Raw genomic sequence first — 20,549 nt, 5'->3', positions numbered from 1 at the left:
TCTGGGGGACGACTTCGACCGGCTCCGGCCGCCCACCGCGGGCCTCGGCCCACGCCGCGGCGACGAACCGCCGGAACCCGTCACCAGCCGACGCGGTCATCGGAGAGCCACCAGGGACTCGGAGCGCCACCCGGAGAGCGGATCGGCACGGTGCAACCGTTCGCAGAGCCAGTCCCGGAAGTCACGGGCTCCCGGGTACGCACCGTCCTCGACGACCGGTTGCCACTCGTCGAGGAGCTTGTTCATCATCGCGTAGCGGGCGCTGACGCCGTCGTCCGACGAGCCTTTCCGCCCGGCGAGAACGAACAGGCCGGCGATCAGCTCCTGGTAGGCGGGCTCGTCCACGGCGACCTCCAGCCAGACCTCGAGGGCCTGCCGGAACTCGCCCTGCGGTCCGGGCGGCGTGAACAGGTCCATGAGAGCGCCGATGAGAGAGCCCCGCAACGCGTCGTCGGCGGCCAGGGCGTGGAAGACGTCACGGACGTCGGACGGCACGACGGAGATCGCGGCGAACGCCCGCAGACCGACGGAACGCTGCGGACCCTCCTCAGCAACCAAGCCGACGACCTGCTGGAGCACGGCCCGGCGGTGAGCCGGCCTCGGCCAGAGCGCCACGATCGCCGCGACCACGTCGTCGTCGACGCTCTCCCGCGCCGCCAGACGACGGAGCCGGGTGAACGCGGCTTGCGGGTAGGTGTCCGCGAACGGGCCCGCGCAGACCGCGGCGACCGCCGCGAGCAGCCCCGGGTCGCGGAACTCCGTCGCCCATTGGAGCAACCGGCGGCGCATGACCGATCCGGCCTCCGGACTCAGGGCCAGCACGGTGATCAGGTTCGTCACCAGGGGGCGAAGAGCCGGATGCCGCCACCAGGAGTACACCAGGAAACGCACCTCGGGGATGTTCGGGCTGGGCATCGAGAGGTTCATCATCAGCATGGCGTCGGCCACCTGGACCGCGATCCGCTGGTGCGGTGGGCCACCCCGCATCGGCAGGACCGCCGCCCACTCCCAGAGCTTGCGCCGGAACTCCTTCGACTGGTCACCGTGCACGAAGCTCAGGACCGAGGACGCATAGGCCGCGCGAGTGAAACGGATCCGCCACTCACCGTCGACCTCGGCGCCCACGCACCGGGCGAGCCGACGGATGCCCATGCCGCCGACACCGCCGCGCAGATCGGCGGACTCGTCGAGCACTTTGCCGAGCTTCTCGGACCGGTCGAGGACGTCCCCGGCCGGTTCACCCTCCAGGAAGGCGAGGGCGATCAGGAACAACCGGGCACGCGGATCGCTGTACTGCTCGAACCATTGGACCAGTTGCTCGTCCCAGTTCTGGTATGCCTTGACCGCTTCCTCCGCGATCACCGGCACCGGGTCGGCGACACCGCGCCGAAGGACCTCGCCGGCCGCGCTCATGATCCGCCGGTACAGGCGCAGCACCTGCCCGGGACCCGCGCCCCGGAGCACCTGGGCGACCGCCTGCTCGTGCAGGAGACGGTCGACCTCCCACACCTGCCGCTGGTCCCGCAACAGCCGTTCCAGCACCCGGCCGGGGTCGGGCGGTCCGACCATCAGCGCCCCGAAGCCGGGGAGGCCCTCGACCATCAGCCAGGCCTCCCGGTCCAGAAGCACCACTAGGCGGGCGTCCCGGCGCTCGACTTCCGCGCGATAGCCCGCAAGCTGCTCCACGAGCCGGCCCGAGCGCTCCGCCTGTCGGGGCACCACCACCAGGTAGGCGACGCGGCCGGACTCGTCCCAGGCAACGTCCCCCGGACGGAGGAGCCGCTGGACGTCGTCGTCGACCGGCAGTTCGTGCATCGGCAGGCCGGTGTGGCTGAGCAACGCCACGGCAGCGGTCCGGCGACCAGATTCCGCCGAGCCGACCAGCAGCACGCAGTGGTACTCACGCAGCAGACTTGCGGCCTCGCCGCTCCTCATAGGCCCCGTGGAGAGGCCGGCATGGAGATACTCCCGCTCCACGAACGTATCCATGGTGGACGCGACGAACTCCGGGCTCAGCTCCCGGGCCGCCCGGTAACGACCGAGCCAGTTGGTGATGTACTGCGTCATGGTGCCGACGTTGGTCGCGGCCTGCCCGTGGTTCGCGGTTATCATCGGGCCTTCGACCAGGTCCGGCAGATCGTCGGTGGTGGAGTCGTCCAGCGAACCGAACTCGTCGGCCGCGGTGGTCACTGCGCACCGCCGGTGTGCTGGGTCATCGAACCGGGGCTGGTCGCCACCTGGCCCCAGTTCTTGCGGACCCGGGGGCCGGAGACGGCCGGCGCCACCGGGGCCTTCGTCGGCGGTACCGGGTCGGAGTCCGGTGACGGGGCCGGCGTGGTGAGCGCCGGGAGGAAACCGGTGCTCTCCGGGACGTAAAGCCAGGCCCTCTGGGCGAAGGCCTTGCCGTCGACGGTCGCCGGGACCTCGATGCAGCGGTCGGGGTGCATCTCCGTGTAGCCGGCGACCACCACGTCCTGAAAGACGCGGTCGGAGAAGATGCAGGCCACGTGGGTCACGCGATCGCTAGTACCGGCGAGGACGGCCTTGACCGGCTTCGAGTCGAGCAGGCGGTGGGTGTCGTTGCGGGCCGTGCCGTTGCCGGTCCAGTGCGGATCGGCGGGGTCGACCGGCAACGGGCCCACGTTGAGGCTGACCCGCAGGCGGATCCGGGCCTGGTCGGTACGGGCGTCCCGGTTGTACGCGGCCAGCCGCTCCTGGAGCACCCGGCCGAACGGGTGCACCAGGTGCGGCAGGATCTGCGGCGACAGCCCGACGGCGAACCCGTCCCCGGTCGGGCCGAGGAACGCGGGCCGCTGCCACGCGGCGGCCAGGCCCGCCGTGGTGAAGGCGTCGCCGACAAGGTCCAGGATCAGGCCGCTCATCGGCTGGTGGACGATGCTGGGCTGGGCGGTGAAATCCTTGGCGTCGACGGCCAGGATCGCCCGGTAGGGAGGCAGATCGACGGTACGGCGGTACGGGGACGACGGGTCCATGGCATTTCCTCTCGCGATGGTGGGACACCCGTCAGCCTCCGGAACACGACGATCCGCCTCCGCACATTTCTGGGCTCTCCCGATGTGACGGCCGTCAATCCGTTCCCAGATCGGCGGCGATCGCCGCGAGGCGCCGCTCGTCCGCGATGGCGATCTCCCGGCGCCGGGTCACCACGACGCCCTGATCGCGGAGCACGGTGAGCTCGGCGACGACCGCGTTCCGGGAGGCGCCGATGAGTTCGGCGAGCTCCCACTGCGGCAGCCTGACCGGTGGCCGGCCGGGCAGATGACGGGCCTCCCGGTCGAGGCGCAGGAGGGTTCGTGCGAGCCGCCGGCGTACCGGAAGCACGGCCATCTCGGCCCGCTGCAGATCGGCCTCGCGGAGCCGGCCCACCGTGTAGGTGGCGAAGCCGGTGGCCACCGGCGGGATCGCCAGGAAACGGCGGAACTGCTCACCGCTCAGCAGGTGGGTGACGACGTCGGTGAGCGCCGAGACCGTCGCCGACCGCGGCCGCCGGTCGACGGCCGCCATGTCGCCGACCACGTCACCGGCGGACCGGATCGTCAGGAGCGCCTGGCTCCCGTCGGGCTCGCACCGGGTCGCCTTCACGCAGCCGGCGACGATCAGGTGTACGTGCTCGGTGGGGTCACCCTGCCGGAGGAGCACGGCGCGGGGCGGGAAGTGCACGGGAATGCCGGCGTCGCAGAGGCGCTGCCACTCCTGCTGGGCGAGGTGAGCGAAGAGACCGACTCCCGGATACATCGGCATTGATGAATAGCCAGGCACACGCAGAGAGTAGCGGGCGGGCACCCGGAAACCGGGTGCCCGCGTCGTGGGCTACTGGAAGAGCTTGGCGGCGGTGATCAGGGTCTGGATGATGCCGTAACCCAGGAGGACGGCGACCAGGAGCCAGGAGACGGCCAGGCGGGTGTTCATGCGACGGGCTCCTTCGTCTCCGACACGGAGGGCTCGTGGTGGTGGACCGGGACCGGGCGGATCAGCAGGTTGGCCAGGAAGCCGACGGCGAGGATGCCGACCATGGTGAAGAGGGCGGGCTGGTACGCCGACGACGTCAGGGTGCCGGGCTTGCCCTCGGCGTCCAGGAAGCCGTTGATGATCAGCGGGCCCGCGATGCCGGCGGCCGACCAGGCGGTCAGCAGGCGGCCGTGGATGGCGCCGACCTGGAAGGTGCCGAAGAGGTCGCGCAGGTAGGCCGGGACCGTGGCGAAGCCGCCGCCGTAGAAGGAGAGGATGATGCCGGCCAGCAGGACGAAGAGCGGGATCGTGGTGTCGCCGACCGTCGCCAGGAGCAGGTACATCAGCATGCCGGCGCCCAGGTACACCATGTAGATGGGGCGGCGGCCGATCAGGTCCGACGTGGAGGACCAGGCGAAACGGCCGGCCATGTTGAAGAGGGAGAGGACGCCGACGAAACCGGCGGCGGTGACCACGCTGACCGCGGACTTGCCGTCGGCCCCGCGGAAGAAGTCCTGGATCATCGGGCTGGCCTGCTCCAGGATGCCGATGCCCGCGGTCACGTTGCAGAAGAGCACGACCCAGAGCAGCCAGAACGAGCGGGTCTTGATGGCGTTGGCGGCCGACACGTGTGCCGTGGTGACCAGCGGCCTGGTGGCGACGGCGGCGGGATCCCAGCCGTCCGGGCGCCAGTCGTCGGCGGGTACCCGGATGTTGGCGACGCCGAACATCATGATCAGGAAGTAGACGACGCCGAGGGTGAGGAAGAGCAGTACCAGGGCGTGGCCGTCGGCGACCGACGTGGAGACGCTGGGGTCGTACCCGGAGTCGTAGAAGGAGAGCAGCTGCCGGGACGCCGGGCTGGCGATCAGCGCGCCGCCGCCGAAGCCCATGATGGCCAGGCCGGTGGCGAGGCCGGGGCGGTCCGGGAACCATTTGATGAGCGTGGAGACCGGCGAGATGTAGCCGATGCCGAGCCCGATGCCGCCGAGCACGCCGTACCCGAGGTAGACGAGCCACAGCTGCGTGGTGGCGATGCCGAGCGCGCCGACTCCGAAGCCGGTGGCCCAGAAGCTCGCGGAGACGAACATGGCCTTGCGCGGGCCGTTCTTCTCGACCCAGGTGCCGCCGACGGCGGCGGAGAGGCCGAGCATCACGATCGCGATGCTGAAGATGACACCGATCGCGGTCTGACCGGTGCCGAAGTGGGCGATGAAGGAGTTCTTGTAGACGCTGGTGGCGTAGACCTGGCCGATGCAGAGGTGCACGGCCAGGGCGGCGGGCGGGATGAGCCAGCGGTTGAAGCCCGGTGGGGCGATGGTGTGCCGACGGTCAAGGACGGACAAAAGTGACATGAGCCACCTCCCGCGCACATCATCGAACGAATTCGATCAACTGCGCAAGCGTCGATCGGATAACCGCAGACGCTCAGATACCGGGTGTAGCGGTCGATGGGTGACATGTGAGGTCTCTGCTCCACGACAGCGAGCGCACCCTGGTGGAACGGGTGACCCCCGCGGACGGGCCGGCCGTCGTCCGCAAGACGCCGCGCGGGCCCCGCGCGGCCGAACGGGTACGCGGGGAGCGGGAGGTCCTGGCGCGTCTCGCCGGGATCCGGGGGATCCCGAGGCTGACCGTGGAGAGCGACGAGGAGACGCTCTGCTTCCTCGACGACCGGGGACGGCCGCTCAGCGAGACGCCCGGTCCGTGGGAGACCGGGCCGCTGGTGGAGCTCGCCCGGTCGCTCGCGGCCGTCCTCGCCGCGATCCACCGCCACGGCGTGGTGCACCGCGACGTCAGCCCGGGGAACATCCTGATACCGGGACCGGTTCTGATCGACTTCGAGCTGGCCGCGGCCACCGACCTGGAGGACTCCGGGCTGGCCGGGTCACTCCCCTACCTGGCGCCGGAGCAGACCGGGCGGACCGGGCGGCCGGTGGACCACCGCGCCGACCTCTACGCGCTCGGCGCCGTGCTCTACGAGCTGATCACCGGAGAGCCGCCGTTCGGCCGGGACGGCGACCCGCTGCGCCTGGTCCACGACCACCTGGCCCGGGTGCCGGAGCCGCCCGGGTCGGGCCCGCTCGCCGCGATCGTCATGCGGCTGCTGGCCAAGGAGCCGGAGCTGCGCTACCAGAGCGCCGAGGGGCTGGCGTACGACCTGTCCCTGGTCGGCGACGGCGAGCCCGCCGTGCTCGGCGAGCGGGACTTCCCGATGCGGCTGGCGCCGCCGGACCGGCTGGTCGGGCGGGACGGGGCGCTCGCCACCCTGCGCGGCCTCTTCACCGGCGCGGTCACCGGGAACCGCAGCGTCGTGCTGGTCACCGGCCCGCCCGGGGTGGGCAAGACCTCGCTGGTGGACCGGCTGCGCCCGACCGTGGCGGCCGCCGGCGGCTACTTCCTCACCGGCAGGAGCGACCCGTACCGGCGGGACATGGGCGCGAACGCGGTCGGGCAGGCCTTCGGCGCGCTGGGCGCCCAGCTTCTGGCCGAGAGCGATCAGGAGATGGCCCTTCTTCGGGTACGTCTCACGGAGGAGCTCGGTCCGGACGCCGGACTGGCCGCGGCGGTGATCCCGCCGTTCGCGACCCTGCTCGGGGTGGCCCCGGAGCCGGGCGAGGGCGATCCCACGGCCGGGATCCGGATCCGCCGGGTCGGGATGGCGGTGCTGCGGTCCGTGGCGTCCGGCGCGCGCCCGGTCGTCTTCTTCCTGGACGACCTGCAGTGGGCCGGTCCGGTGGTGTTCGGCTTCCTCGACGCGGTGCTGGACGAGTCGGACCTGCCCGGCGTGCTGGTGCTCGGGGCGTACCGGGAACGGGACGTGGACGCGGCGCATCCGCTGACCGGGCTGCTGCACCGGCTGGGCGGGTCCGGGGTGGTCCAGCTGGAGAACCTGCCGCAGGAGGACGTGGGCACGCTGCTCGGCGAGATGCTGCGGCTGCCCGCGGCGGAGGCGGCGCCGCTGGCCGAGGTGCTGACGGCGCGGACGGCGGGCAACCCGTTCGACACGGTCGAGCTGGTGAACGCGCTGCGCCGGGAGGGTGCGCTGGTCCCCGAGGGCGCCGGGTGGCGCTGGGACGCGACCGAGCTGCGGCGCTTCGTCGGGCGCGGCGACGTGGTCGACCTGCTCGGCGCCCGGGTCGCCGCGCTGCCCCCGGAGACGCGGTCCGCGCTGGAGGTGATGGCGTGCCTCGGCGGCGACGCGTCCCTGCCGCTGCTCCAGATCGCGGCGCCCGGCCTGTCGCTGCAACCGGCGGTGGAGGACGGGCTGGTCGTCGTCGAGGCCGACGTGGCGCGGTTCCGGCACGATCGCGTACGCCAGGCCGTACACCAGAGCATTGATCTCTTTCCGCATCTGGAACTCGCCAGGCGGCTCGCCGGGCACCCCGAACACGCGGCGATCGCGGCGGAGCAGTACCTGCCGGTGGCCGGCCGGATCACCGAGGAGGGCGAACGCCGGACGGTCCTCCGGCTGCTGCGGTCGGCCGCCGCCGGTGCCCGGCTGGTGGCCAACCACGCGGCGGCCGAGACCTTCCTCGCCGCGGCGGTCCGGCTGGACGCCTCGGACGATCCCGAGCTGCGGACCGAGTGGCACCGGGCGCTCTGCGACCTGGCCCGGTTCGACGAGGCGGACGCGGTCTTCGCGGCGCTCACCGAGGTCAGCGGTGCCGCCGTCTGCCAGCAGCTGGTCGGCCTGACCAGCCGGGCCCGGCTCGCCGAGGCGCTGGAGCTCGGCCTCGGGATGCTCGGGCGGCTGGGCGTGGGCGTACCGGACCGGGCCGAGATGACCGCGAGCGTGATCGCCGGACTGGCCGAGTTGCGCTCCTGGCCGGAGCGCCCGGACTGGCCGGAGCTGCGCGACCCGGCGCTGATCGCGGCGGCCCAGGTGATCAACCGGCTGATGCCGTCGGCGTTCTTCGCCGACCGGGACGTGCTGGGCTGGCTGACCGTGACCGCCTGCCGGATGTGGGCCGGGCAGGGCACCGCCGCTCCCCTGGTCGCGCCGATCAGCCACCTCTCCTTCGTCGCGGTCGCCACCGAGGGCGACTACCGGCTCGGGTACGACGTCCTGCGCCGCGTCCTCACCGTCGCCGACGACCGCGGCTACGAGCCCGCCGCGTCGCACGCCAAGCTCCAGCTCGCGGTCGCCGGGCAGATCTGGTTCGAGCCGATCGAGAGCGGGCTGATCCTGGCCCGCCGGGCCCGGGACGGCCTGCTGCGCGGCGGTGAACTGCAGATGGCGGCGGCCAGCTACCTGCTCTCGGTGCCGCTGCGGCTGGAGTGCCTCGGCGTCGACGCGTGCGCCATCGAGGCCGAGGCGGGGATGGCGCTCGCCGCGCGGACCGGGTTCGCCCGTACCGCCTCCGGGCTGATGATCTACCGGCAGTACGTCCGGGCGATGCGGGGCGAGACCGACGGGCCGGGCTCGTTCGGCGACGCGGACTTCGACGAGAGCGCGTTCGAGGCCGAACTGAACACCCGCGACCTGGGCATGCGGGCCAACTACCACGCGTTCCGGGCGCTCGCCGCGGCGCTCTTCGGGGCGTACGCCGACCTCGAACGGCACGTCCGGCTGCTGGAGCCGGTCGCGTACCGGCTGGCCGGCACCAACGGCGAGACCCTGATCCATCTGGTACGCCTCCTCGACGCGGTCCATCCCGGCGCCCGCCCGGAGAACGCGCAGCCGGAGATCGACCGCTGCTGGGCCTTCTTCGTCGCGCGCGCCGCCGACCGCCCCGCCGGGTACCGGCACCTGGTGCTGCTCGCCGCGGCGGAGTCGGCCCGGATCAACGGCGACTTCCCGGCCGCCGCGCTCGCCTTCGACGAGGCCGCCCGGTGCGCCGCCGGGGCGGGGCGGCCGTGGCAGGCCGCGCTGATCGCCGAGCGGACCGGGTGGTTCCTGATGGCGAGCGGCATGGAGCACGCGGCCCGGCACGCGCTCGCCGAGGCGGTCCGTGGGTACGCCGCCTGGGGCGCCACCGCCAAGGCCCGGTGGCTGGACCTGCACGCCGGCACCGCACCCGCGGCGCCCGCCACCACGACCACGCACAGCCTGAACCTCTCCACCGAGTCGATCGACCTGCTCGCGGTGCTGGCCGCCGCCCGCGCGCTGAGCGCGGACACCGATCTGGAGCGGCTGCGCGCCCGGGTCGAGGAGGTGCTGAGCGCGATGACCGGGGCGACCTCGGTACGCCTGGTGCTCGCCGACGACACCGGCGGGTGGCTCCTCCCCGCCGACCTCGCCGTGGGCCGCCCGCCGCTGACCCTCGCCGAGGCCGCCGGGCAGGGACTGCTGCCGCTGACCGCGCTCCGGTACGCCGAGCGCACCCGCGAGCCGATGCTGATCGACGACGCGGCGCGGGACGACAGGGTGGCCCGGGACGCGTACTTCGCCGGGCTGGACCACTGTTCGCTGCTGGTCGTGCCGGTGCTGAGCCAGGGTGCGCCGCGGGCGATGCTGGTGCTGGAGAACCGGCTGGCCCGGCGGGCGTTCTCGGCGACCCGGCTGGACGCGGTCCAGCTGATCGCCGGCCAGCTGACCGTCTCGCTGGACAACGCGCTGCTCTACGCCTCGCTGGAGCGGAAGGTCGCCGAGCGTACCGAGGAACTCGCCGCCGCGAACCGGCAGCTGGAGCTGCTCACCCTGACCGACCCGCTGACCGGGCTGGCGAACCGGCGCCGGCTGACCGGCGTGCTGGAGGCGGAGTGGCTGCGCGGGCTGCGCTCCGGTGAGCCGATCGGGCTCGCGATGATCGACGTCGATCATTTCAAGAGGTACAACGACCACTACGGCCATCAGGCCGGCGACCGCTGCCTGGCGCTGGTGGCGAGCGCGCTACGGGACAGCGTCCGGGTGACCGACGTGGTCGCCCGGTACGGCGGCGAGGAGTTCTGCGTGATCATGCCGGACACCACGGCGGCCGGGGCCCGGGTGGTGGCCGAGCGGGCCTGCCGGGCGGTGTCGCGCCTGCGTGAGCCGCACGAGTTCGCCGACTCGGGCGTGGTCACGGTCAGCGTCGGGGTGGCCGCGACGGCACCGGAGCCGGACGCCACGCCCGGCGACCTGATCCGGATCGCCGACGACGCGCTGTACCACGCGAAGCGGGACGGCCGGAACCAGGTCGCCACCGGAGGCTGGCCGCCGGCTCCCACGGACTGAACCCGGGTGACTCAAAGCACACCTGTGAATCTCATTAGGACAGTCTTTGGAACGGCCGTGAACTTCCTTAGCTGACGCTCCGCGAGGGCGCGCCGATCCGCAGGTCGGCCTCGATCGCGGCGGTCGCCACCAGCAGCGGCGGCAGGATGGCCTCCCGGATCGCGTCGACCGTCGCCCGGGCGGCGTGCACCGAGATGTTCACCGCGCCGGCGGCCGCCCCGGAGCGGTCCCGGATCGGGGTGGCGATCGCCCGCAGCCCCTCCTCCAGCTCCTGGTCGACCATGGAGTGACCGGCCTCGCGCACCCGGTCCAGCTCGGCCCGGAGCGCGCCGGGCGTGCAGATGGTCCGGTCGGTGAGCGGCTCCAGCTTGGCGCGGGTCAGGTACGCGTCCAGGTCCCGCTCCGGCAGCGCGGCCAGCAGGACCCGGCCCATCGAGGTGGCGTACGCCGGGAAGCGGGTGCCCACGTTGATCGCCACGCGCATGATCCGGCTGGTCGGGACCCGTGCCACGTAGACGATGTCGTCGCCGTCGAGCACCGACATCGAGCAGGTCTCGCGGACCTCGGCGACCAGTCTTTCCATGTGCGGCTCGGCCACCTCGGGTAACGAGAGGCCGCCGAGGAACGCGTACCCGAGCTCCAATACCCGAGGGGTCAGGGAGAAGAGCCGCCCGTCGGTCCGCACATATCCCAAATCGGTCAAAGTAAGCAGGAATCGGCGCGCTGCGGCCCGGGTCAAACCGCATATACGGGCCACTTCGCTCAATGTGAGTTCGCGGCGTTCGGCATCAAATGCACGGATCACCGCCAGCCCCCGCTCCAGCGACTGAACGTAGTAAGGTTCCCGCGCCATCAGATGATCGACACGAATCGTTGACGTGACACGGGGCACATCATAGCGTTCTCATTGAGAACTCTTGTTCGTGATGCGCACACATTTAACCGGAGGATTTGAATATGCGGCGGCGTATGTTCGGTGGGATGGTGCTGGCAGTGGCTGCCAGTGCCCTCACCGCTGCGTGTACTTCAGACGACGACAAGAGCACCAGCAGCGACTCGGCCGGTGGCGTCGACAAGGTCAAGGTCGGTGTCATCCCGATCATCGACGTGGCGCCGATCTACCTCGGCAACAAGCAGGGCTTCTTCAAGAGCCGGAACATCGAGCTCACCCTCGAGGCCGGCCAGGGTGGCGCGGCGATCGTCCCCGGCGTGGTCAGCGACCAGTTCCAGTTCGGCTTCAGCAACCTGACCTCGCTGATGATCGCGCAGACCAAGAGCGTGCCGATCAAGGCGATCGCGGCCGGCGTCTCGTCGACCGGCGTGCAGGGCAAGGACTTCGGCGCCGTGGTGGTCAAGGCGGACAGCCCGATCAAGAGCGCCAAGGACCTGGCCGGCAAGAAGATCTCGGTGAACACCCTGAAGAACATCGGTGACACCGTGACCCGGCAGTCGGTGCGCAAGGACGGCGGCGACCCGTCCGGCATCCAGTTCGTCGAGATGACCTTCCCGACCATGCCGGCCGCCCTGGAGGCCGGGCAGATCGACGCGGCGTGGGTCGTCGAGCCGCAGCTCTCCCAGATCAAGGCCGCCGGTGGCCGCGAGGTCGCCTCGACCTTCGTGGACGCGGCGCCGAACCTGACCATCGCGGCGTACTTCACCTCGCAGAAGCTGATCGCCGACAACGCGGACCTGGTCAAGCGCTTCACCGAGGCGATCAACGAGTCGCTGACGTACGCCGACAGCCACCCGGACGACGTCCGGGCGATCCTGGCCGAGTACACCAAGATCGACGAGGCCGGCCGTGCCGCGGTCGTGCTGCCGAAGTGGCCCACCGAGATCAACCGGACCTCGGTCGAGACCCTGGTCAAGCTCGGCGAGGGCGACGGCATCTTCTCCGGTACGCCGGACCTGGACAAGCTCCTGCCGTGACGACCTCACGTCGTGGTGGCAACCCGGTCATGCTCGGCTTCGCCGGGCTGGCCGGGTTGCTCGTCGTTATCGAACTTCTCCCGCGACTGGGGCTCGTCAACCCGGCCTACCTGCCACCCACCAGCAAGATCGCGGTGGCGCTGGTCGACGAGGCCAAGACGGCCACGTTCTGGCAGGCGCTCGGCGACACGCTGACCGCCTGGATCACCGGGCTCACCATCGCGGTGGTCGCCGGGGTGGTGGCCGGTCTGGTGATCGGCTCGGTGCCGGTGCTGCGCGAGCTGACCGCGTCCACGGTGGAGTTCCTGCGGCCGATCCCGTCGGTCGCGCTGATCCCGCTCGCGGTGCTGCTCTACGGCACCGAGATCGGGTCCAGCCTGCTGCTCATCTGCTACGCGGCGTTCTGGCAGATCCTGGTCCAGGTCCTCTACGGCGTCACCGACGTGGACCCGGTCGCCGAGGAGACCGCCCGCAGCTACCGCTTCTCCACCTGGGGCCGGGTCCGGCACGTGCTCTGGCCGACCGCACTGCCCTACGTCTTCACCGGGATCCGGCTCGCCGCCTCGGTCGCCCTGGTCCTGGCGATCACCGCCGAACTGGTGATCGGCGCGCCCGGACTGGGCAAGGAGATCGGCGTGGCCCAGGCGTCCCCGGGCGCCGAGGCGATCATGTACGCGCTGATCGTGGTCACCGGCCTGCTCGGCGTCATCATCAACCTGCTGGCTCGTACCGGCGAGCGCCGCCTGCTCGCCTGGCACCAGTCCATCCGGGGCGAGGTGATCGTCTGATGGGCGTACTCAAGAAGATCTTCTATGCCGTCGCTCTTCCGGTCGTGCTCTTCGCGACCTGGTTCTTCATGACCGAGGGGAGCGAGAACTTCTACTCGCCGCCGCTGCGGACCACCCTGATCGCGTTCAAGAACACCTGGACGGTCGAGCAGTTGCGCGCCGACGTGGCGCCCAGCCTGCTGCGGCTGATCACCGGGTACCTGATCGCCGCGGTGATCGGCGTGGCCCTGGGCGTGGCGATCGGCCTCAACCGGACGCTACGCGCGGTCCTCGAACCGGTGCTGGAGTTCTTCCGGGCCATCCCGCCGCCGGTGCTGGTGCCGGTGATCATGCTGTTCGCCGGCATCGACGACGGCATGAAGGTCACCGTGATCGTCTTCGGCTGCATCTGGCCGATCCTGCTGAACACGGTGGAGGGGGTGCGCGCGGTGGACAGCGTGGTGCTGGACACCGCCCGCTCGTACGGGTTCACCGGACCCGCCCGGATCACCAAGGTGGTGCTCCCGTCCGCGTCACCCCAGATCGCGGCCGGGCTGCGCCAGGCGCTCTCGATCGCGATCATCCTCATGGTGATCAGCGAGATGTTCGCGGCCACCAACGGCCTCGGCTTCACGATCGTCCAGTTCCAGCGCAGCTTCGCGATCCCCGAGATGTGGAGCGGGATCATCCTGCTCGGCCTGCTCGGCTTCGCGCTCTCGCTGCTCTTCCGGCTCGCCGAGCGGCGGGCCCTGCGGTGGTACGAGGGGCTGCGCGCGGCGCGGCGCCAGGCCGGCTAGGAGGTCGACCATGCTCGAAGTGAAGGGCCTGCGGAAGGTCTACAGTTCCGGCAGCCGTGAGGTGGAGGCGCTGCGCGACCTCACCTTCACCGTGGACAACGGTGACCTGGTCTGCCTGGTCGGCCCGTCCGGCTGCGGCAAGACCACACTGCTCCGGTGCATCTCCGGCCTGCTCGGCCCGACCTCCGGTGAGGTCAGTGTCGACGGCAAGCAGGTCACCGGTCCGCCGCCCGGCATGGCGGTGGTCTTCCAGGAGTACGGGCGCAGCCTGTTCCCCTGGGCGAGCGTGCGGGAGAACGTGGAGCTCCCGCTCAAGCAGAAGCGGGTGCCCCGGGCCCGCCGCAAGGAGCTGGTCGAGGGCGCTCTCGACGCGGTCGGCCTGACCGGCACCGCGTCGGCGTACCCGTGGCAGCTCTCCGGCGGCATGCAGCAGCGGGTGGCGATCGCCCGCGCGGTGGCGTACGAGCCGCAGACGCTGCTGATGGACGAGCCGTTCGCGGCCGTCGACGCCCAGACCCGGGCGGACCTGGAGGACCTGGTCCGCTCGCTCTGGCAGCGCCTCAAGGTGACCGTCCTCTTCGTCACGCACGACATCGACGAGGCGGTCTACCTGGGCCGGCGCGTGGTCATGCTCTCCTCCTCGCCGACCGTGGTGCAGGACGAGCTGACCGTGGACCTGCCCGCCGAGCGGGACCAGCTGCACACCCGGGCCGACCCGCGGTTCGTGGAGCTGCGGACCCGCGTCTACGAGCAGATCCAGCTCGCCAAGAAGGCGGCCGCGGCACGCTGATCCGTCGTTGTCCCGGGCCTCCCACGAAGGCCCGGGACAACGATAGGTATCGATTGATATGAGGGGGTGACCGGCCGGCTCTGGCAGGCTCGTCGATGATTCATCGACGAAGGGAGATCCCTGTGCGAGCAATCCCCCTGCTCAGCGCGGCCGTGCTGATCGCCGGCCTCGCCGCGAGTCCCGCCCAAGCCGCCGACCTCGCCGCTGGTCCCGCGCAGGCCGCCGGCCTTGCCGCTGGTCCCGCGCAGGCCGCCGGCCTTGCCGCTGGTCCCGCGCAGGCCGCCGGCCTCGCCGTTGGTCCCGCGCAGGCCGCCGCCGTCGCCGCTCCGGACATCCCGGTGGCGAACGTCTCGGCCCACCTCACCCAGCTCCAGGCCATCGCGACCGCGAACGGCGGCAACCGGGCGCACGGACGCCCCGGCTTCCTCGCCTCGATCACCTATGTGAAGGGGCTGCTGGACGCGGCCGGTTTCACCACCACCCAGCAGAGCTTCACGTACGGGCTGCGCACCGGCTACAACCTGATCGCGGACTGGCCCGGCGGCGACACCAGCGACACCCTGGTGATCGGCGGCCACCTGGACAGCGTGGTGGCCGGCCCCGGCATCAACGACAACGGCTCCGGCTCGGCCGCGAACCTCGAGGTCGCCCTGGCCGTCGCCCGCTCCGGCTTCACACCCACCAAGCACCTGCGTTTCGCCTGGTGGGGCGCGGAGGAGCGCGGGCTGATCGGCTCCACCCACTACGTGGACTCGCTGACCAGCGCGCAGCTCGCCCAGATCAGCGGGTACCTGAACTTCGACATGGTCGCCTCCCCCAACCCCGGCTATTTCCTGTACGACGGCGACGACTCCGACGACACGGGCTCGGGGCCGGGGCCGGACGGGTCCGCCGAGATCGAACAGGTGCTGGAGGACTTCTACACGGGGATCGGGGTACCGGTCCAGGGCACCGACTTCGACGGGCGCAGCGACTACGGGCCGTTCATCGACGCGGACATCCCGGCCGGCGGCATCTTCACCGGCGCCGAGGAACGCAAGACGAGTGCACAGGTGGCACTCTGGGGCGGCACGGCGACCACGTTCGACCCCTGCTACCACGCATCGTGCGACACCACGGCGAACATCGACGCCACCGCCTTGGACCGCAACACCGACGCGATCGCCTACGCGGTGTGGACGATCGGCCAGTCCTGATCAGGTTGCCTGCTCGCCTCTGATCGCGATCAGGCCGGCCGGGCGGCGGGGCGGCCTCGCCGCGGGGGCGGTCTGATCGCGGGGGCGGTCTCGCCGCGGGGACGGTCTCGCCGCGGGGACGGTCCGGGTTCACGATCATGGTTTGGCGGGGCGGCGGGAAGCCACGATCGCTGACTGAGTGCTTCTGGCGACGCTATGAGGGCTTCCCCCGCACACGATCGCACAACGCGTACACCCACCGCCCCGGTTCCGGGCTGATCGCGTGCATGGGCCGCCCACCCCGAGCCGTCCGGGTGCGCGGGCCGCCCACATTCCGCAGACCGTGTGCGCGGGCCGCCCGCGTCCCGGCACTCGTATTCGCGCGGCGCCCGCCCGCGCCGTTCGTGTGCGAAGAGATGCCCCCTCCGATCGCCGCCGCGATGCCGCTCGATGGTCACTTCCGATGCATCGACCGTGATGCATCACTCACGATGCATCATGTTAGATGCATCATGTTAGATGCATCAACTGTGATGCATCAGAACAGAAGTATCGGGGTGGATGCATCGGGACGCGACGTCGCGACATCGAGCGTTTCCAGGTGACGGCGACGCCCGTTCGAGCGATCGACATTCGCGCGATGCGGACGAAGTGTCGACCCGGCGCAACAACGAAGAGTGGATCATCCCGGCCGGCCTTCAGGGGTGTCTGAGGTGCCGCGACACACCCCGGAAAGCCAGCCGGAACAGCTCGGCTGGCTCGCCGAGGGCTTCCCCGGAGGTTGAGGCACCCCGGCTGCCAGCCGGATCGGGGCGGGACCGGCAAACGACATGGCCGAAGACGACATGCGGGGCATGACGCACACGGGATGTCAGGGCGGATGCGCCGCTCCGGCGGAATCAGTCGCTCAGCGCAGCAGCATGACGGCGGCGATCACAGCGAGAACGATCACCGCCACCGAGCTCAGCAGCAACGGACTCCGCAGCAGGCCCCGTGCCGGCGGCGGCTGCTCCGTGACCGCCGAGTCCGCGACAACCGGCGCGACGGCGTCGACCGGTGGCATGGCGTACGTGAAATGCTCCTCCGGCGGCGCCGGCAGCGCACCGCCCCGGCTGACCACCCCCGGGGAGCGCGCCCCCGACGCCCGCGCGGCGAAGATCTCCGCCGACTCAGGGTCGGTGACCGGAACCGTATGCGGTCCCGGCGTGGCCGGGCCGCTCGGCGCGGCCGTCGGGTAATAGCCGTAGAGGCCGCCGGCCGGGGGACGGACCGCGCCGCCCGGCTGCACGTGATCGGTCCAGGCGCGGCCGTCCCACCAGCGGGTCGCGGGCAGGCCGCTCGGGTCGGCGTACCATCCGGCGGGCTGTGCGGGCGTGGTCATGGTGCTTCCTTCCGGGCCGGGGGCGCGATGCACATCGGGTGGCGCCGCGCCCCCTTGAGGAGTCCCGTCAGACCGATTTCTGGTACGCCCTGAACGTGCGGGTCGAGAGCACCAGCATCAGCGCCGCCGCCAGCAGCAGCCAGCCGCCCCGGGTCAGCACGGTCCCCCACGCCGGGGTGTCGGACATCGCGGCGCGGGCCGCGTCGAGTGCCCAGTTCACCGGGTTGCCGTCGGCGATCCGGCGCATCCAGGACGGCATCAGCGACGCCGCCATGAACGCGGAGGAGAGGAAGGTCAGCGGCAGGAGCAGCAGCGTGTTGATGCCGATGATCGTCTCGCGCTGCCGGGCCAGCATGCCGACCGTGTTGGAGAGGGCGCTGAAGATCGTCCCGAGCAGCAGGGCCGCGACCATCAGCACGGCCAGCCCCGCGGCGCCGCCCGGGTAGGCGGCCCCGGCGGCCAGGCCGAGCAGGATGATCGCCGCGACCTGGACGGCGGTGCTCAGCGCCTGTTCCAGGACCACCGCGTTGAGGATCGCGCCGCGCGCCACCGGCGTGGTGAGCAGCCGGTTCATCGTGCCGCGCTCGATCTCCTCGAGCACGCCCATCCCGGCCCACATGTTCGACGAGATCGCGGTCATCACCACCACCCCGGGGACGATGTAGTCGAGGTAGGAGACGCCGCCGAAGCCGGGCAGCTCCACCACGCGGCGGAACAGGTTCCCGAACAGGAACAGCCAGACGGCCGGCTGGATGAGCAGGATGACCACGAACGCGGGCTGTTTGACCAGCACCTTCAGCCGCCGCGTGGTCATCCACCAGGTGTGTGCCGCCAGGGTCGTCATGCCGCGAACCTCCGTCCGACGTGCCGCAGGTAGACGTCGTCCAGTGACGGCCGCGCCACGGTCACGGTCGTCACGCCGATCCCGGCCGCGTCCAGGGCCGCCAGCGCCGCCGGGACGGCCGCGGCTCCGTCGTCGGATCGTGCGCTCAGCCGCCGCCCCTCCAGGGCGACGTCACGCAGGCCGTCGACCCTCTCCATCGCCTGCCGCGCCCGCGGCTCCTCCGGTGGTTCCTCCAGTTCCAGATGTACGGCATCCCCGCGCAGCTCCCCCTTGAGGTGCTCGGGTGTGCCCTGCGCGACGACCCGCCCCGCGTCCACGATGGCGAGCCGGGCGGCGAGCCGGTCCGCCTCGTCCAGATAGTGCGTGGTGAGCAGGATGGCGATCGACTCGTCGGCGGCGAGCCGGTCGATCTCGCGCCACATCGCCGCCCGGCCCTCCGGGTCCAGCCCGGTGGTCGGTTCGTCGAGGAAGAGCACGCCGGGCCGGTGGACCAGGGCCAGCGCCACGTCGAGACGCCGCTGCATGCCGCCCGACCAGCCGCGCACCGCCCGTTCGGCGGCCGGCGCGAGGTCGAAGCGGTCGAGCAGGCCGGTCACGCGGCGGCGGAGGGCCGGACCCCGTACCCCGAAGAGCCGGGCCTGAAGGGTGAGGTTGTCACGGCCGCTCGCCGTCGGATCCAGCGCGGAGCGCTGGGCGACCACGCCGATCTCCCGCCGCACCTGGTCCGGGTGCCGGAGCACGTCGTGGCCGGCCACGGTGGCCCGCCCGGAGCCGGGCCGGGCCAGCGTGGTGAGGATCTTGACAGTGGTGGACTTGCCGGCGCCGTTCGGCCCGAGCAGGCCGAACACCTCCCCGGCGCGGACGGTGAGGGAGAGCCCGTCGAGGGCCCGCACCCCACCCGGGTAGCTCTTGTGCAGGTCTTCTGCCGTCACGGCATCGCTCATGGTGATCCTTCGCGAATCGCCACGGTCCGTGTCCCGGCTATCCTGGTGCTGCTACACGCCTCGGATGTGCCGGGCCGTTCCCGCGGCCGGTTTGTCGGGGCCGTCCTGGCCGGTGTTCCCGCACCGGCCAGGACTTCTTTCTGCCGTTCCCTACTCCTCCCCCATGAACTCGGAAAGGTCCTCGGGGAGCTCACCGGTGCGGTGCATCCGCCGCCAGGCCTCGAGGCCCGGCATGCTGCCGTCCCGGAATTCCTTGATCAGCCCGGCGATCCAGGTCGCCTCGGCCTCCCGGATCGCCAGGGAGTACTCCTGTTCGACCAGGAAGAGCCGCGGAACCTCGTGCACGGTCGCCCGCATCATCTGCCGTCTGGAGTCGATCTCCAGCCGCAGGATGTCGAGCCGCTGCTGGAGCAGGTCGACCACCTCGTCCGGCGGGAGCACGCCGAGGACGGAGAGCGCGGCCTGAAGCCGCGGGTACTCCCGCTCCGGGTACGCGATCAGGTCCCGTATCCAGTCGGCCGCCTCCTGCCGCCCGGCCTCGGTGATCCGGTACACGGTGCGCTCGGGCCGACGGCCTTCCCGGACCGTCTCCGCCTCCTCGATGAACCCGTGCTTCTCCAGGTTCTGCACGACCGTGTAGAGCGAACCCCACTGGATCTTGATGTCCTCGTCCTTGCCGAACGCCTTCAGCTGCGCGGCCATCTCGTACGGATGCAGCGGCCGAATGGTCAGCGTCGCGAGGATGTGCAGCCCGAGCAGGTTGTTGACCTTCCGCCGCTTCGCCACGCCACCCTCCCGTCTCGATCGCCCGTCTCGATCGCCCGCCCCGTCGCCGGATACTCGCCGACGAGTATTACGCACGCGAGCACTCCGCGGATACCCCACACTGTGCCAACATCACGCGGCCGCCTCACGGGACCGGGCGGAACGGTTCCGGGGACGCCGCCGACGTGATGGACGACATCGCGTCTTTCCGGCGAGCGCGCTAGACGAGTGATGACGGGTGTTAGCTGCTCGTTCAGTGGTCGTAGGCGATCAGGCTGCGGGTGACCGGTTGGCCGGTTTTGTGGTTGTGCCAAATCGCGGCGGTCATCGCGAGGATGCGTTGAGCGACGCGGGCGGCGATGCCCTGGAAGGTGCGTGCGCCGTGTAGTTCGAGGTCGAGCTGGCCTTTCAGGGTGTCGTTGACCGATTCGATCAGCTGGCGGACGGCCTTCAGTAGGCTCTGGCCCGGTCGCTGTTTCTCGTTCTTGCGGTTCGGCCGGAGCAGGGTGACGCCGCGGTCGGCGAGGTCACGCTCGAAGCGTTTCGCGGCGAAGCCCTTATCAGCGATCAGGAGCAGGCCGGGACGCTGGGCCAGCATGCCGGGTTCACGGTCGAGCATGGCCTCGACGACCTCACGTTCGCCGATCTTCGCGTCGGCCAGGGCCCAGAGGATCGGCATGCCGGTCGGGGTGCAGATCAGGTAGAGCCGTAGTCCCCAGAAGAATCGGGAGTGTGACGCGCAGTAGCCGTAGGTGGCCCAGCCGGCGGCGTCGGAGCGTTGCACGGTCGGGCGGGACCGGCCGCACTCGACCGGGGTGGAGTCCAGGATCCAGTGGTTGTCGAACCAGAAGTCGGTGTCGAAGGCCAGCGCGCGGATGAAGTGCTTGATCAGCGGCAGTGCTGCACGTAGCCGCTTGTTGTAGCCCGATTGGCAGAGCTGGACCGGGAACAACGGACGCAGGTTCTTGCCCAGATAACGGATCCAGCGGCGTTCCGAGCGGATGTTGAGCAGCGACTGCATGACAGCC

At 71.1% G+C, this 20,549-nt stretch carries 15 protein-coding genes and 1 pseudogene; 6 read left to right on the top strand and 10 right to left on the bottom strand.

All coding sequences use genetic code 11. The features are described 5' to 3' along the window. Window positions 1–96 precede the first annotated feature (96 nt). The 4 genes from AB0M08_RS39710 to AB0M08_RS39695 all read right to left on the bottom strand — a co-directional run bounded on the left by AB0M08_RS39710 (window position 97) and on the right by AB0M08_RS39695 (window position 5,324). On the bottom strand, window positions 97–2,190 hold the full coding sequence (locus tag AB0M08_RS39710) for a hypothetical protein (protein WP_364505240.1): 2,094 nt from the start codon (window positions 2,188–2,190) through the stop codon (window positions 97–99). Then, window positions 2,187–2,993 carry a hypothetical protein gene (locus tag AB0M08_RS39705; protein ID WP_364505238.1) on the bottom strand — a complete coding sequence of 269 codons (807 nt, stop codon included), beginning with the start codon at window positions 2,991–2,993 and terminating at the stop codon, window positions 2,187–2,189. Before AB0M08_RS39705 ends, AB0M08_RS39710 begins: the two co-directional genes overlap by 4 nt. A 94-nt stretch (window positions 2,994–3,087) precedes the next feature. Next, window positions 3,088–3,756 carry a Crp/Fnr family transcriptional regulator gene (locus AB0M08_RS39700; protein WP_364505236.1) on the bottom strand — a complete coding sequence of 223 codons (669 nt, stop codon included), beginning with the start codon at window positions 3,754–3,756 and terminating at the stop codon, window positions 3,088–3,090. Window positions 3,757–3,926: 170 nt separating this feature from the next. Beyond that, entirely contained in the window at window positions 3,927–5,324 is a 1,398-nt protein-coding gene (locus AB0M08_RS39695) for an OFA family MFS transporter (RefSeq protein ID WP_364505235.1), read from the bottom strand. 107 nt (window positions 5,325–5,431) lie between these two features. On the opposite strand from AB0M08_RS39695, the gene AB0M08_RS39690 reads away from it, so the two are divergent. Further along, complete coding sequence (locus AB0M08_RS39690) at window positions 5,432–10,129, top strand: diguanylate cyclase (protein ID WP_364505233.1); 4,698 nt, start codon at window positions 5,432–5,434, stop codon at window positions 10,127–10,129. Between the two features lie 67 nt (window positions 10,130–10,196). Here AB0M08_RS39690 and AB0M08_RS39685 read toward each other — a convergent pair whose 3' ends face one another. Further along, complete coding sequence (locus AB0M08_RS39685) at window positions 10,197–10,982, bottom strand: IclR family transcriptional regulator C-terminal domain-containing protein (RefSeq protein ID WP_364505231.1); 786 nt, start codon at window positions 10,980–10,982, stop codon at window positions 10,197–10,199. A 128-nt stretch (window positions 10,983–11,110) separates the two neighbouring features. On the opposite strand from AB0M08_RS39685, the gene AB0M08_RS39680 reads away from it, so the two are divergent. From AB0M08_RS39680 to AB0M08_RS39660, 5 genes and pseudogenes are all read left to right on the top strand, one after another. Beyond that, window positions 11,111–12,058 carry an ABC transporter substrate-binding protein gene (locus tag AB0M08_RS39680; RefSeq protein ID WP_364505229.1) on the top strand — a complete coding sequence of 316 codons (948 nt, stop codon included), beginning with the start codon at window positions 11,111–11,113 and terminating at the stop codon, window positions 12,056–12,058. Continuing rightward, window positions 12,055–12,846, top strand: coding sequence for an ABC transporter permease subunit (locus AB0M08_RS39675; RefSeq protein ID WP_364505227.1), 792 nt, complete (start codon window positions 12,055–12,057; stop codon window positions 12,844–12,846). The genes AB0M08_RS39680 and AB0M08_RS39675 overlap by 4 nt, the downstream gene beginning before the upstream one ends. Further along, the gene (locus AB0M08_RS39670) at window positions 12,846–13,622 is read left to right on the top strand and encodes an ABC transporter permease (RefSeq protein WP_364505225.1); all 777 of its coding nucleotides are present in this window, start codon (window positions 12,846–12,848) and stop codon (window positions 13,620–13,622) included. The genes AB0M08_RS39675 and AB0M08_RS39670 overlap by 1 nt, the downstream gene beginning before the upstream one ends. 10 nt (window positions 13,623–13,632) lie before the next feature. Next, window positions 13,633–14,412, top strand: a complete 780-nt coding sequence (locus AB0M08_RS39665; RefSeq protein WP_364505223.1) for an ABC transporter ATP-binding protein — start codon at window positions 13,633–13,635, stop codon at window positions 14,410–14,412. A gap of 293 nt (window positions 14,413–14,705) precedes the next feature. Next, window positions 14,706–15,605: pseudogene (locus AB0M08_RS39660) on the top strand (M28 family metallopeptidase); the annotation flags it as partial. 889 nt (window positions 15,606–16,494) lie between these two features. On the opposite strand, the gene AB0M08_RS39655 reads toward AB0M08_RS39660, so the two are convergent. The 5 genes from AB0M08_RS39655 to AB0M08_RS39635 all read right to left on the bottom strand — a co-directional run bounded on the left by AB0M08_RS39655 (window position 16,495) and on the right by AB0M08_RS39635 (window position 20,542). Next, on the bottom strand, window positions 16,495–16,968 hold the full coding sequence (locus tag AB0M08_RS39655; protein WP_364505221.1) for a DUF2510 domain-containing protein: 474 nt from the start codon (window positions 16,966–16,968) through the stop codon (window positions 16,495–16,497). Window positions 16,969–17,035: 67 nt separating this feature from the next. Then, window positions 17,036–17,812 (bottom strand): ABC transporter permease, encoded by a 777-nt coding sequence (locus AB0M08_RS39650; RefSeq protein WP_364505219.1) that lies wholly within the window; start codon window positions 17,810–17,812, stop codon window positions 17,036–17,038. Next, on the bottom strand, window positions 17,809–18,756 hold the full coding sequence (locus tag AB0M08_RS39645; RefSeq protein ID WP_364505217.1) for an ATP-binding cassette domain-containing protein: 948 nt from the start codon (window positions 18,754–18,756) through the stop codon (window positions 17,809–17,811). The genes AB0M08_RS39650 and AB0M08_RS39645 overlap by 4 nt, the downstream gene beginning before the upstream one ends. Before the next feature lie 150 nt (window positions 18,757–18,906). Next, a complete protein-coding gene (locus tag AB0M08_RS39640; RefSeq protein WP_364505215.1) occupies window positions 18,907–19,542 on the bottom strand; it encodes a PadR family transcriptional regulator in 636 nt (211 codons plus the stop codon). 232 nt (window positions 19,543–19,774) lie between these two features. Then, window positions 19,775–20,542 (bottom strand): IS982 family transposase, encoded by a 768-nt coding sequence (locus tag AB0M08_RS39635; protein ID WP_364505213.1) that lies wholly within the window; start codon window positions 20,540–20,542, stop codon window positions 19,775–19,777. Between the last annotated feature and the right edge of the window lie 7 nt (window positions 20,543–20,549).

Source organism: Actinoplanes sp. NPDC051851, assembly GCF_040681165.1.
Classification (GTDB): Bacteria; Actinomycetota; Actinomycetes; order Mycobacteriales; family Micromonosporaceae; genus Actinoplanes.
Note: the sequence above shows the minus strand (reverse complement) of the source record. Positions and strands in the feature narration are given on the sequence as shown.